Below are 13753 nucleotides of genomic sequence, written 5' to 3'. Positions count from 1 at the left end.
CCGCTTCGGTGGTCGGGTTCTGTTATCAGTCCACTAAAATCGCTCTGGTCAGTCGACCGAGGAATCCGGCAGCGGAATCAGGTGGATTGCCGACGCCTTGATCCAAGCGGTTACTGGGTCGCCAACCTGCAAAGCGAGTTCTTCGCAAGCCGGACGAGTCACCAAGGACGTCAGTCGGATTCCACAATCGAGCGCTACCCGAACCAGCGGGCCTTCCGGAGTGACCGCCGTCACGGTGCCTGACAACCGGTTGCGGCTGCTGACGGCGCCCGCGGACTCTCCTGACCCGTCGCGGCCGCGCTGCAGGGTGACGTCTTCTCCCTTGATGCACACATGAACCATCCTGGTTGACTCACGCGGCGAAACCGCCTGCAGACACACCCCGTGCACCTCGACCGTGGCGATCCCGTTGGCGAGTTCGCGGATCACTCCCGTTTCAATGGTTTCGATACCGACGATCTGGGCAACCGTTCGATCCCGAGGCCGCGTGAAAACTTCGTCCACCGAACCGCGTTGTTCGATCCGCCCGCCGCGCATCACCACGATCTCATCGGCCAGCGACATGGCCTCGACTCGGTCATGAGTCACCATCACGACCGGGATGCCAAATCCCGCCAACATTCTTCGCAGGGCCGGACGCAGCCGGTCCCTCAGGTTCGCGTCCAAGGCGGACAGCGGTTCGTCCAACAGCAACAGACGGGGACGGCGCACCAGAGCCCGGGCCAAGGCCACACGCTGCTGCTGGCCACCGGAAAGCTGATGCGGCAAACGATCTCCCACATCAGCCAACGCAAACTGCTCCAACGCCCGATCGACCACTTCGCGTCGCTCCGGCATGGAAGAGGTCACTCCGAAGCCCACGTTTTTGCGAACATTCAAGTGCGGGAACAGAGCGTCCTGTTGAAAACAGAAACCGATGTCGCGTTGTTGCGGCCGAAGACAGATGCCACGCTGCGTATCCAACCAAGGCTGGTCAGCAAACAGGATGCGGCCCGATTCCGGCCGCTCCAGCCCTGCCAGGCATCTCAGCACGGTGCTTTTGCCACACCCCGAGGGGCCAAAAAGAACCGTGATGCCAAATGAATTGCATGGCAATGACAGTTCCGCATGGATCGGCGGGACTCCTTGAAACCGTTTCTGGAAGTCGGCAACGAGCAGGTCGCTCACCGTTTCGTCCTCCGTCCCGAGATCCACTGCACCAGGGCTAGCAGCGCGAAACATCCGACAACCAGCCAGACCGAGGTTCTTCCCGCGGAGGCGTAGTCCAACGCCTGCACGTCATCGTAGATCGCCACCGACAGCGTCCGAGTCACACCCGGGATGTTGCCTCCAACCATCAGCACGACACCGAACTCACCAACGGTGTGCGCGAATGTCAGGACCAAGCCCGTCAGGATGCCCGGCCAGGCCAACGGAAAGACCACGCGCCAGAACGTCTTCCATCGGGATTGTCCCAAACACCAAGACGCCTCCATCAGCGTTCGATCGACCGCTTGCATCGCGGAGGCGAACGGACGGACCGCGAACGGCAGATTGAACAGCACACTCCCCAGCAGGATTCCGGCAAACGTGAACGGCAAGGTTTGCCCCGTGACTCGTCCGTAAACCGACCCGATCCAACTGTCCGGCCCGGTCCACAGCAGCAGGTAGAACCCGAGCACTGTGGGTGGAAGGACCAGAGGCAGTGTCACCACAGCTTCAACCAGACCGCGAAAGCGTCGCCGCGTCGTGGCCAACCAATACGCCAGCGGCAGCCCGACGACGAACAAGATGACGGTGGTCGCAACCGCCAATCGACCTGTCAACCAGAAAGCCGCACTGCTCACGAAGCATCATTTGGTAGGGAATAGCCGTGTCGCATCAGAATGGATTGCCCCACCGTGCCGGTCAAAAAATCGCAAAACCTGGCTGCAGCCGGTCGACAACGGCAACGGTCCAAGACGACCGCGGCTTGCAGAATCGGTGCGTGCAGACTTTCGGGAACTTGCCAATGGTTTCCCCTGGCAAGCGCTGGGGTTTCCAACAGCGAACGAGCGATCAAGGCGGCGTCGGCCGATCCCGTCGCGGCGAAGTGCGCCGCCTGCGTGACGCTTTCTCCAATCACCAGTTTATCCTTCACCTGCGGATGGACGCCGGCGGCCTTCAAAGCTTCTTCCGCGGCGCGACCGTAGGGGGCCAGCCGCGGATTGGCGATAGCAATCCGGCCGAATGCGTCCCCGACCAATCGCTCCAACCCACGATCGCCGGCCGCATGTTCACCGACGCGACCAGACTCAACGGGCGGTGTCCAAAGCATCAATCGCCCCTGGGCATACACGACAAAGGACGTCTCCGAAGCAAGTCTCCGTCGAACCAGTTCGCGCGGGTAACGGGTATCGGCGGAAACGAAGACGTCGAAGGGAGCCCCCTGGCAACATTGCGCGAAGAAACTTCCCGATGCTCCGTAGGTGATCCGCAAGTCGATGTCGGGACACTGTCGTTCGAAACGGGCCTCCATGTCTTGCATGGCGAGTTGCAGATTGGCCGAAACAGCCAAGTTCAAGGGGGCCGTGGTGGGGGCGGGGGCCGTGGTATGGAGCGAACGGTCGCATCCGTTGGACAGCAAACACAGAATCGCCAGCAACACCGTGCAGAATCGATGCATGCCCTTACCAATTGGAGCCGCCAAGGACGGCAATCTTGGCCGTTCAGATGCGTTTGGTACGGAGGCTGCATTCGAGCTCGAAGGAATTTGCGATCCGACCCACGTTGGCCGTCGCGCGGCCCCGGTCAGACACCGACTTTCCCGTTGAATGCTGCAGCCCATTGGGAGAAGGTGGACGTCGACGATCCGGCGACCCGACGCTGCGGAACTGGTGAGATTGCGCATTTGTTGGTCAGCCTTTCCCGTTTTCTGGGCACTGCCTGCTCGGCGATTCCTGAATTCTCTGGACGTGAATCCGTTGGAGCGGGGGCACAATCGACAGGACGTTGGCTCGCACCCATGATGCCCACCGCAGCCATAATCTTTCACCCATCAGGCGGGTCCCAATGACCGAAATCATTTCCGGCGAAAACTCCGCGTCCACTTATCGTCACACGAAAATCGTCGCCACGCTAGGTCCGGCGACCGAGTCTCCCGAACGCTTGGCGGAACTGATTCGCCTGGGCGTCGACCTGATGCGATTGAACATGGCTCATGCCACGCCCGAGTGGGTCCGGGAAACGGTGGGGCGAATCCGCGATGTCTCCCAGCAGGTCGGCCGCCACGTCGCGGTGATGATGGACGTGAAGGGGCCGGAGATCCGCACCGGTCCGGTGGAGACGCCGATCGACCTGAATGAAGGCGACTTGCTGGAATTCTACGTCGACGGAGTTCCGGCCATCGACTCGGAAACGGAGTCGGGTCGCAAGCGATGGTGCGTCTCGGTCAACTATCCCGGCTTGCCGGAAGATGTCCAGGTCGGCAATACCGTCTTGGTCGACAGCGGTTTGATTCGTCTGCGGGTGTTAGAAGCCGATTCCCACCGCGTCATCTGCCAAGTGATCACACCCGGCCGGTTGGGTTCGCGTCGCCACATCAACCTGCCCGGCGTGCAGGTCAGGTTGCCGGCGCTGACGGCCAAGGACGAGAAAGATTTGCGGGCCGGTGTCGCCGCGGGAATCGATTTCGTTGCCTTGTCATTTGTTCGCCAGGCGAGCGACGTTGACGAATTGCGTGAATTGCTGGACCAGTTGGGCAGCCAGGCCAGAATCATTGCCAAAATCGAAGACCAGGCGGGCGTCCGCAACATGCGGCCCATCATTCACGCCGCCGACGCGATCATGGTTGCCCGCGGCGACCTGGGGATCGAAATCGACTACGACCGCTTGCCCCTGGTCCAAACCGAGTTGGTACGTGCCTGCCAGGCCGAAGGAAAACCGGTCATCATCGCTACCCACTTGTTGGAGTCGATGATCGACTCGCCGATGCCGACTCGAGCCGAAATCTCTGACGTTTGCAACGCCGTCCGGGAGCAGGCGGATGCGGTGATGCTGTCGGGCGAAACAACCACCGGCAATTACCCGCTGGAATCCGTCGAGGTGCTCAAACGGATCATCGGCAGCACCGAACCCTCGATCAGCGCCGATTTGAACCAGAACATTCGGTTGAAGGAGCCGAAGGCCAAGATGCTTCGCTCGGCGGCCGTGCTCGCGCAAGAACTGGGCGAATCCGGCATCGTCGTATTCACGCGGAGCGGGTTCCTCGCCTATGTGCTTGGCGCCCTCCGCCCGCGTGGCGTCCCCATCTACGCGTTCACCGATGTGGAATCCGTCTTTCATCAGCTGATGTTGCCCTGGGGTGTTGAGCCGTTCCTGATGCAGTTCTCCGACGACCCCGAGGCAACGATCCTGGACGCGTTGGAGTACCTCAGCCGTCGCGGATGGTGCCGGGCGGGAACCTGGCTGGTGGTGATCACCAACGCCTTGGCCAACGAACAGGTCATCGACACGCTCCAATTGCGTCAGGTGGCGGGAGTCCCCGCGCACGAAGCCTCCGCAACGGCTTCGGAGTGCTCCACAACGGCGTGATATCCTCCCGCACGTCGACCGTCCGACGCCGGCGGTTCCTTTCGACGCCGCAATTTCTTTTTTGCCAAAAAACTGGCCCCCGGGAGAATGTCCCACCGAAACTCCGCGCGGGGCTCCAGGTTTCATCTTCGGTCGCTTTGCCATCGGTCACTGTCCCAGAATCGCGACCACGACCTCGAGGATGAACCATGCCCCCCAGGACCTCTCTCGGCTTTCCAACGGTGCTCCAACTTTCAAAAGCGTTTTCTGGATTGGTGGTGTTTTGCGGCCTGATGATGGGCACCGCTGATGCCCAGCAATCACGCCCGATGTCGATGGTGTTGCTGGGAAAACCCACACCGAGCGAAGCGGCGGTTTCCTACAGCGGTTACTTCTTCATCGACGGCGTGTACGTCGCTCCGCCGTACACGATTGAACGTGATCGCGACCTGGTCCGAGTCAACGATGTGGAGATCACCGCCGAACAGCTTGACCTGTCGGACTACGAAGTCCGATTGACCGGGATGGCCGAACACTCGGAGTTTCGAAGACGGCCGATGTGGCGTGGGCCCCGGATGTCACGGTTTCCCGAACGTTCGCCGATGATGATGTTTTCTCGCGATTTGGCAAATATTCAACACGGCGGCACCGTCATTCTGCGCAGCGGCAGTCCTCCGTTGATCCTTGACCCGTCGGTGGGCGACCACTCCCTGTTGCAAGTGCTTTGCCAGCCTTCCAGCCGACGCATTGCCGACGCCATCTGCCCGCCGGAATTGGTCCGCGAGGCGGATCGGGAAACCTGGATGCACCTGATCGACGAATTCGAACCCACCGCGGAGTTCTTGGCTCGCGCCGAAAAGCAGGTCCAGCTTCAGATGGCCGCCGAAGTCTCCAACGAGCACCAGTCGGCTTCGTTGATTTGGAGCGACCGGATCGCGTTTCCCCTGACCACCTTCGCGATCTTGATCGTGGTTTTGGCGTTCGGTCACTTGCTTTCCAGTTCGCCCATGTCCCTGCACAACCAAACGCCCGAAGCGGCCTTGCTGACGAAGACCAATGTGGTGCGTTCGCTGGGCATCATTGCATTGCTCTCGGCTATCGATTTGATCTGGACGCTGACCGCCCACCAGACCGGAATGATGCGAGAGCTGAATCCGCTGGGGAACCAGATCATCACGAATCCGTCCCACCTGATCCTGTTCAAGGTCTGTATTACCGCGACCTCGATCGGATTGCTGTATCGGTTGCACCATTTGCCCATCGCCCAACGCGCCGCCTGGTGGTGTTGCCTGATTTTGACGTTGCTGACGGCCCGCTGGCTGACGTTCCAATCGATGTTCATCTGAAACATCGGCGAATCGCGTTGCGTCACTGCCACGATCGCGGAAACGACGGCTGTGAAGCGACTGGACTGTGACGCGACTGGACAGTGAAGCAGCCAGACAGTGAAGGATCAGGGCGGTGACGGATCGGGGCAATGTCCGAAGCCGTTTCCGAGCCCGCCGTCGTTCGACGGCGGAGAGTCGCGTCCTGGCGAGCCTGGCTACCTGGTTTCGGTCGAACGCCGCTTACGTCCGCGTTGCGGCAGAGCCCACGCACGCTGCACCACTCACAGGCGACCGCAAAAAAACGGCCAGCTGGTGTGACGCCTTTCCGCCACTTGCGGTTGTTGCCGTGCCGGAGAGTTGGCGCGGGGTCTCGGGGCGGTTGTCACACGCGCCAGGAGGGTCCTGCCTGATGGGGAACCGAAGCTGCGTTTGGGCAATTTCGCCCGGACAGCCGTTCGGCCGCGTCGCTTGTCGGTCACCCACAATCTTTACTCCAGCCCCCCGGCGGCCGTCCACCGGCCCCATCACAAAAGCGTTTCGGACGGTTAAGATACGGTGAGGTGGTCGCGGGAACGTCCAGAGCGGTTGGAACCTTGTTCAAACCGTTCCTTCAGCCCACCTTGCGGCCTGAATCCGACCGACCGTTCATCGTCCATCCACGACTCCTTTTGGAGAGATCTCTGCATGGATCGGGATGCCCCCGTTCTTGATCCGATTCGTACCGAAACGGCCCCGCTGGTGGTGGGCATCGGGGCTTCGGCAGGTGGATTGGAAGCTTTGCTGGAGTTTTTGGATTCGCTGGATCAAGGCGAATCGATGGCATTTGTCTTCGTCCAGCACCTGGATCCCGGCCGACCGACGCTGCTCGTTTCGCTGCTGCAGCCCAAAACGTCGCTGGAAGTGGTGGAGTTGACCGAGTCGACTCAGCTGCATGCGGGGCATCTGTACGTGGCCGCGCCCGGAACACAGCTGGAAGTTGCCGAAGGCACGGCGCACGTCACGGGCATCCGGGCGGCGCAGTCACCCAGTCCTTCGATCGATCATTTTTTTCAATCGCTCGCCGAAGACCAGGGCGGTCGAGCGGTCGGAATCATTCTCTCGGGCACCGGCAGCGACGGGACGGTGGGTCTGAAGTCGATTAGCGATGCCGGGGGGCTGACGTTTGCTCAAGCTGCAGACACTGCCAAGTACAGCAGCATGCCACGGAGCGCGGCGACGACCGGGGTGGCAGATCACGTGCTTTCACCAGCCGAAATCGCGCGTGAACTGCAATCCTTTCAACAGCATCTCAGCGAGCTGCAACGTGACCACACCGATGGAAAGTTGCAGTCCGACCTGAAAGAGTGCTTGCCGGCGATCACTGACGCCCTGCTGAAGGCGACGGAGCACAACTTCCAGCACTACAAACCCAACACCCTGTGCCGGCGCATCCAGCGACGGATGCAAATGTTGAAGGTCGCCGGTGTCGATGAATATGTGGAACGATTGCAGGACAGTGCGGACGAGACTCAGAATCTGTTTCGCGAACTGCTGATCGGAGTCACCGCATTCTTTCGCGATCCGGATGCCTTCCAGGTGCTCGCCCGCGATGTGGTCCCAAAACTGTTCGCCGACAAGGACGTCGACGAAACCGTCCGCATCTGGATCCCCGGCTGCGCGAGCGGTGAGGAAGCGTATTCGATCGCAATGCTGTGCCAGGAGCACCGTGACAGTGACGATGTCTCGGTCGATTTCCAAATCTTCGCTTCGGACATCGATGAACGAGCGTTGCAGCATGCCCGCCAGGGGATCTACCCGATCGGAATCGAAGACGATGTCAGCCCGGATCGGCTGGAACGATTCTTTGTCCGCCGTGGCAACCGCTACCAGATTCGCAAAGAAGTGCGAGAGAAGGTGCTGTTTTCGTCGCACAACCTGATCAGCGACCCTCCGTTTTCTCGGTTGGACCTGATCTCCTGTCGGAACCTGCTGATCTACTTGGGCCGGCATCTGCAGAACAAGCTGATGCCGCTGTTTCACTTCTCCCTGCTGCCGGGCGGCTATCTGTTCCTGGGGCCAAGTGAGAATGTCGCCTCACACGCCGAGCTCTTTCGTCCGATCAACGCGGCGCACCGCATCTCGCAACGCAAAGGAACCGCGGTGGGCTCGGCGGCTGCGATGAAGTTTCGTCCGCCGGCGAGCGGCCTATCGTCGGCCCCACAGCTGGCGGACACCGATGCGACCGACTTGACCGAGATTCGGCAAAAAATCGTCCTTGATGAATTTGCTCCGAAGTCCGTCGTGGTCGACGAGTCCGGCCAGGTGCTCAATGCATCGGCCAACATGCAGAAGTACCTGACGGTCAGCGCCGGACCCTATGAGAACAACATCACGCGGATGGCCAGCGAAGGGCTACGAATCGGACTGAGGGCGGCAATTCTGGACGCCAAACGGAAACTTCGCCGCGTCCAGCATGACAACCTGTCGATTCGCGTCGGAAATCAGATCCAACGGGTAATGTTGACGGTTCAGCCCATGCCCGGGCTGGGACAGGAGGAACCGCTGTTTCTGGTGGTGTTCCACGATGTCGGGTTGCCGATCGATGCATCGACGTCCACCTCTTCCGATGCGGCAACCGGTCGTGATGCCGCATCGAACAACGCGGTCGTCGAACAGATGGAGCGCGAGTTGGACACGGTTCGCGCCGACCTGGAAAAGACGATGCAGGAAATGGAAGCAGCCAATGAGGAGCTGAAATCTTCCAACGAAGAACTGCTGTCGATGAACGAGGAACTGCAATCGGCGAATGAGGAATTGGAAACGTCCAAGGAGGAAATGAGGTCGGCGAGCGAGGCGGTGTCTCGGGCCAACGACGACTTGGAAAACCTGCTCCGCAGCACGCAGGTCGCCACCATTTTCCTGGACGATCAATACCGCATTCGCAGTTTCACCCCCGCGGCCACGGCCATCTACGACCTGATCCCGACCGACATCGGACGCCCGCTGTCCCGCTTCGTCCCGCTGGTCCAGCACATGCCCCCGTTGCCCGAATTGGCGGAGCTGGGGGAATCTGAACGTGTCGAACAAACGCTGACGGCCGATTCGGGCCGAACGTACATCCGCCGGGTGATGCCGTACAAGACGCGAACCGGCCGCCGCGACGGCGTCGTCCTGACCTTCACCGACGTGACCGAACTGCGGCGTCGCGAAGAACTTTTCCAGTTGCTCGTCAAAGCGTCCGCGCAAATCGTCTGGATGACCGACGCGGATGGTGACGTGATCGAGGATTCACCCAGCTGGCGGGCCTTCACCGGTCAAACGTTCGAGCAGTGGAAAGGCAAGGGTTGGATCAATGCGATTCACCCTGAAGACCGAGACCGAACATTCAATGCCTGGCGGAAAGCGGTCGCCAGTATCGAGCCGTTTTCGGTTGACTATCGGCTTTGGCACCATTCCGGGGTGTGGCGTTGGACTCAGGTCCGCGCGATCGCCCAACGCGACCCGGACGGAACCGTTCTGCGCTGGATCGGCATGAACAGCGACATCACCGACCGCAAGCGATGGGAGCTGGAACTTGCCGATCGCGAAGGCGACCTGCGTCGCGTGATTGACAACATCATGGGATTCGTCGGTGTGCTCGACACCAAGGGCACGTTGCTGGAAGCCAATGCGGCGGCCTTGCAGGTCGGCGGGGTGGATCGCGAAACGGTGATCGGAAAGAAGTTCTGGGACACGCCGTGGTGGAACTACGACGCCGCGGTAGCCGGAGAGATGAAGCAAGCGTTCTTCCGCGCCGTGCAAGGCGAAGTCGTCCGCTATGACGCCGTCGTCCGGATGGCGAACGATGTTCGGATGACCATTGACTTCATGATGGTCCCGGTCCGAGACAACGACGGTGTGGTCACCCACGTGATTCCTTCCGGCGTTGACATCGACGCCCGCAAAGCGAGTGAAGAAAAGCTTGCCGAAAACGAACGCCGCGCGTCGATGGCATTGCGTGCCGGCGGGATGGCGGCGTGGGAGTGGAGTCAGGAACGCAGTTATTGGGAACCGATGCTGTACGACCTGCTGGGGATCTCGCGCGACACGACCGCGTCGTCGGAACAGTTCTTCGCCAGTGTTCATCCGGATGACCTGGCCGAGCTCAAGGCTGTCTGGGAAAAGGCCACCCGAGGCGATGATGCCTACAACCACGAATTCCGAATCATTCGCCCCGACGGCGAAGTCCGCTGGCTGGCGGGTGTGGGTGACTTGATCCGGGACGACCAGGGTCGCATCTTGCGGATGCACGGTCTGAATTGGGACATCACCGAGCAAAAGGAATTCGAAAGACGCATCGTCGCCAGTGAAGAACGTCTGCGATTGGCCCTGAGCGCCGCGGAGCTGCGGTTGTGGCACTGGATGGTCGACGACGACAAATTGTCGTGGTCCGGGGTCGCCAGTGAGCAGGCGGGGCTCGAGGCAATCACGACTCTGAACGGACTGGATCAGTTTCTCAATCTGGTGCATCCGGAAGATCGCGATCGCGTCGAAGAAACGATGCGCCAGTCGGCCAGCCAAGAGATCCCGTATCGCTGCGAATATCGCATCCGCCGAACGTCGAAACGATACCGGTGGGTGATCTCGTTGGGACATCTCAGCGAACCGGACGGCGAATCTTCACGCCGCATGATCGGTGTGGAACTGGATATCTCCGAACGGAAGCAACAGGAACGCGAACTGCGCCTGAGTGAACAACGCCTCCGTGTGGCCGCCAAAGCCGCCGGGTTCGGCATGCTGCACATCGACTTGCGCAAACAGACGGTCTCGTTCTCGCCCGAGATGAAACGCATTCTCGGCTATGCGGAGGATGCCGCGATCCAGTTCCGTCCCGGTGATACGCCCGATGTGGTGCACCCCGACGATGTCGAACTCTGCCGACAGCATTTCCAGAACCTGTTAGCGGGAAATCTCTCCCAAGCGTCGACCTTGGATCACCGAATCATTCGTCCCGACGGAGAGGTCCGCTGGGTTCGGGTTCAAACCAAAACGCTGTTCTCTGGGACCGGAGACAATCGTCGTCCGACCCAAATCATCGGCACAGGACTGGACATCACCCCGCAACGCGACTTCGAGCGTTCCCTCGAGCAAGCGCGACGCTTGGCCGAGGCAGCCAACGAATCCAAGAGCGCGTTTCTGGCCAACATGAGCCATGAAATCCGCACCCCCATGACCGCCATCATTGGCTACGCCGATTTGCTCCGGGACTGCGACGATTCGGAGCGTGACGGATATCTTTCGACCATCCGGCGGAACGGCGAATTCCTGCTGGACATCATCAACGACATCCTGGACCTGTCAAAAATCGAAGCCGGGAAGTTTGAGATCCACACTCAACGATTCAGCCTGGCGCGTCTGATCGAGGATGTCCGAACGATCATGGAGGTGCGTGCCGGCGAAAACGACCTGGAATTGCACGTGCACTACGACGGCCGCATCCCCGAAGTCATCCAGACGGACCCGAAACGGCTGAAACAAATCCTGATCAACTTGCTCGGGAACGCCATCAAATTCACCCGCAAGGGGAGTGTCACGCTACGGATTGAGCACCGTCAGGAGGAGCTGTCCGAATTGACGTTCGACGTCATCGACACCGGGATTGGAATCACGGAGGAACAGCAAAAGAAGCTCTTCCAGACGTTTTCTCAGGGCGACGCCAGCGTTAGCCGCGATTTTGGGGGCACCGGATTGGGCCTGGCGATCAGCCAGCGATTGGCCGGCATGCTTGGCGGAAACATCACCGTCGAAAGTGAACCCGGACGCGGCAGCCGATTCCGCGTCACCATCGCCACCACGCCGCTGCAAGATGTATCGCTGGTCCGTCCGCCGGAGCGGCCGGACTCCGGACCCCAGAAACCGGCTGAACCACCCCGCTTGAATTGCCGCGTGCTCGTCGTCGACGATCGCCGTGACATTCGCTTTCTCAGCAAACGGCTGCTGACCGGCGCCGGTGCCACCGTCGACGAAGCCGAAGACGGACAGGTCGCGGTCAACTACATTGGTCAGCGGCTTTCGAGCGGCGACTTGCCCGATCTGATCTTGTTGGACATGCAGATGCCCAACCTGGACGGCTACCAGACGACACGGCAATTGCGTGCACTCGGTTACAAGCATCCCATCATCGCCCTGACCGCGGATGCGATGCAGGGTGATATGCACCGTTGCCTCGAAAGCGGTTGCAATGATTACCTGAGCAAGCCGATCGACGCTGCCGCGCTGATCGGAATGGTCCATCGATTGACCAATCCTTGAACGGCGACCTTTTCGGTCGCGCCCTCCGTTCCCCACTCATCTCCTTTCGACGTTGTGCCGATCGATGATCCCACCAAAACGTTTCCGCGCGTGGTTGTTCCCCGCGCTGATCGCAAGCCTGACTGCCGCGGCCCCCGCCCCGTCGTCCGCGGCGGAACGTCCGCCGAACTTGTTGTGGATCGTTGGCGAGAATTTTTCGACCGATCTCGGCTGCTACGGACAAGCGAACGTAGCGACGCCGCATTTGGACGCTTTGGCACAGCGCGGCGTTCGCTACAACAATGCCTTCGCGACGTCCCCGGTGTGCGCGCCCAGCCGATCTTGCTTCATGCTGGGCATGTACCAGACAACCACCGATACGCACAACATGCGGTCTCACCGCGAGGATGGTTTCCGACTGCCACCGGGAATCCGCCCGCTGACGCATCGTCTAAAGGATGCCGGCTACTTCACCGCAAACGTCACCAAGCTCGGCGGTCAAACGGTCGGCACGGGCAAGCTGGATCTGAATTTCACCAACGAAGGTGCGTTGTACGACAGTGACAACTGGGACGACCTGAAAGACCACCAGCCGTTCTACGCGCAGATCAACTTGCCCGAAGCGGAGTACGATATCTACGACCGCAAGTCCGCGGAAAAAGAACGCGTGCCCTGGGTGGGTGAAAAGACGCATCCGCAAATCGCAACCGAAGCCAACGTCGATCCGCCGCCCTACTATCCGGATCACCCCATCGTGCGTCAGGAATGGGCTCGCTACCTGAATTCCGTCAGCGGAGCCGACATCCGCGTCGGGCAGATTTTGGAGCAACTCGAAGCGGACGGGATGGCGGATGACACCATCGTCATTTTCTTCGCCGACAACGGACGCTTGACCGCCCGCGGGATTCATTGGCCGTTCGACCAGGGACTGCGCGTCCCGCTGATTGTTCGTGACGCGCCAAACTATCAAAGACTTCGCCAGAGCGAGCCACCTGGGACGGTCAGCGAACGCGTGGTCAGCTTGCTGGACCTGACCGCAACCTCGCTATGGCTGGTCGGAATCTCGCCCCCACTGGGCATGCAGAGCCGAGTCTTTTTGGGACGCGATGCCGGACCGGAGCGAACCTTCGCCTTTGCTGCTCGCGACCGAATCGATGAAACCGTCGTCCGGATGAGGTCGGTCCACGACAGGCGGTACCACTACATCCGAAACTACACCCCAGGAGCCGGCTTTGAGACGCTGAACCGGTACAAAGAGAAATGCTTTCTGGTCAAACCGCTGATGCGGCAATTGAAAGCCCAGGGCAAACTCTCCGGCCCGCCCTTGGAGCTGATGGAACCATTCCCAAACGAAATGTTGTTCGATACCGAAACGGATCCAGACGAGATCCACAATCTCGCGAAATCTGAATCACCGGAGCATCAATCGGCTTTGACGCGGCTGCGTGCAGCCCTGGACACCTGGATGGTCGAAACGGGCGACCGAGGCTACCTGCTGGAACCCGAAGCAGTCGTTGCTCCATTTCGACAGGAAATGGATGCCTGGTTCGGTACGCCGCAGTGGGCCCAGCAGACATCGCCCTCCAACTAACTGGACAGTGCCACTTTCAATCAAAAACACCGTGATTCGCAGTACGATCAGCGGC

7 protein-coding genes are annotated in these 13753 nt (G+C 60.4%); 4 read left to right on the top strand and 3 right to left on the bottom strand.

Features of this window, described 5'->3' with window-relative positions:
* Positions 1–48: 48 nt before the first annotated feature.
* The 3 genes from FYK55_RS17490 to modA are packed head-to-tail and all read right to left on the bottom strand — an operon-like array spanning position 49 to position 2644.
* Positions 49–1167, bottom strand: a complete 1119-nt coding sequence (locus FYK55_RS17490; protein ID WP_150077745.1) for an ABC transporter ATP-binding protein — start codon at positions 1165–1167, stop codon at positions 49–51.
* The gene (gene modB / locus FYK55_RS17485; protein ID WP_150077744.1) at positions 1164–1826 is read right to left on the bottom strand and encodes a molybdate ABC transporter permease subunit; all 663 of its coding nucleotides are present in this window, start codon (positions 1824–1826) and stop codon (positions 1164–1166) included. Before modB ends, FYK55_RS17490 begins: the two co-directional genes overlap by 4 nt.
* Complete coding sequence (gene modA, locus FYK55_RS17480) at positions 1823–2644, bottom strand: molybdate ABC transporter substrate-binding protein (protein WP_161604593.1); 822 nt, start codon at positions 2642–2644, stop codon at positions 1823–1825. The genes modB and modA overlap by 4 nt, the downstream gene beginning before the upstream one ends.
* Before the next feature lie 386 nt (positions 2645–3030).
* On the opposite strand from modA, the gene pyk reads away from it, so the two are divergent.
* The 4 genes from pyk (at position 3031) to FYK55_RS17460 (ending at position 13698) form a co-directional block, all read left to right on the top strand.
* On the top strand, positions 3031–4551 hold the full coding sequence (gene pyk / locus FYK55_RS17475; protein ID WP_150077742.1) for a pyruvate kinase: 1521 nt from the start codon (positions 3031–3033) through the stop codon (positions 4549–4551).
* 188 nt (positions 4552–4739) lie between these two features.
* Positions 4740–5876, top strand: a complete 1137-nt coding sequence (locus tag FYK55_RS17470; RefSeq protein ID WP_150077741.1) for a DUF5658 family protein — start codon at positions 4740–4742, stop codon at positions 5874–5876.
* A gap of 666 nt (positions 5877–6542) precedes the next feature.
* Positions 6543–12128: a PAS domain-containing protein gene (locus tag FYK55_RS17465; RefSeq protein ID WP_150077740.1), complete on the top strand. Its 5586-nt coding sequence runs from the start codon at positions 6543–6545 to the stop codon at positions 12126–12128.
* Between the two features lie 64 nt (positions 12129–12192).
* Complete coding sequence (locus FYK55_RS17460; RefSeq protein WP_150077739.1) at positions 12193–13698, top strand: sulfatase family protein; 1506 nt, start codon at positions 12193–12195, stop codon at positions 13696–13698.
* The last annotated feature ends 55 nt before the right edge of the window (positions 13699–13753 follow it).

Source organism: Roseiconus nitratireducens (assembly GCF_008629675.1).
Lineage (GTDB): Bacteria > Planctomycetota > Planctomycetia > Pirellulales > Pirellulaceae > Stieleria > Stieleria nitratireducens.
Note: the sequence above shows the minus strand (reverse complement) of the source record. Positions and strands in the feature narration are given on the sequence as shown.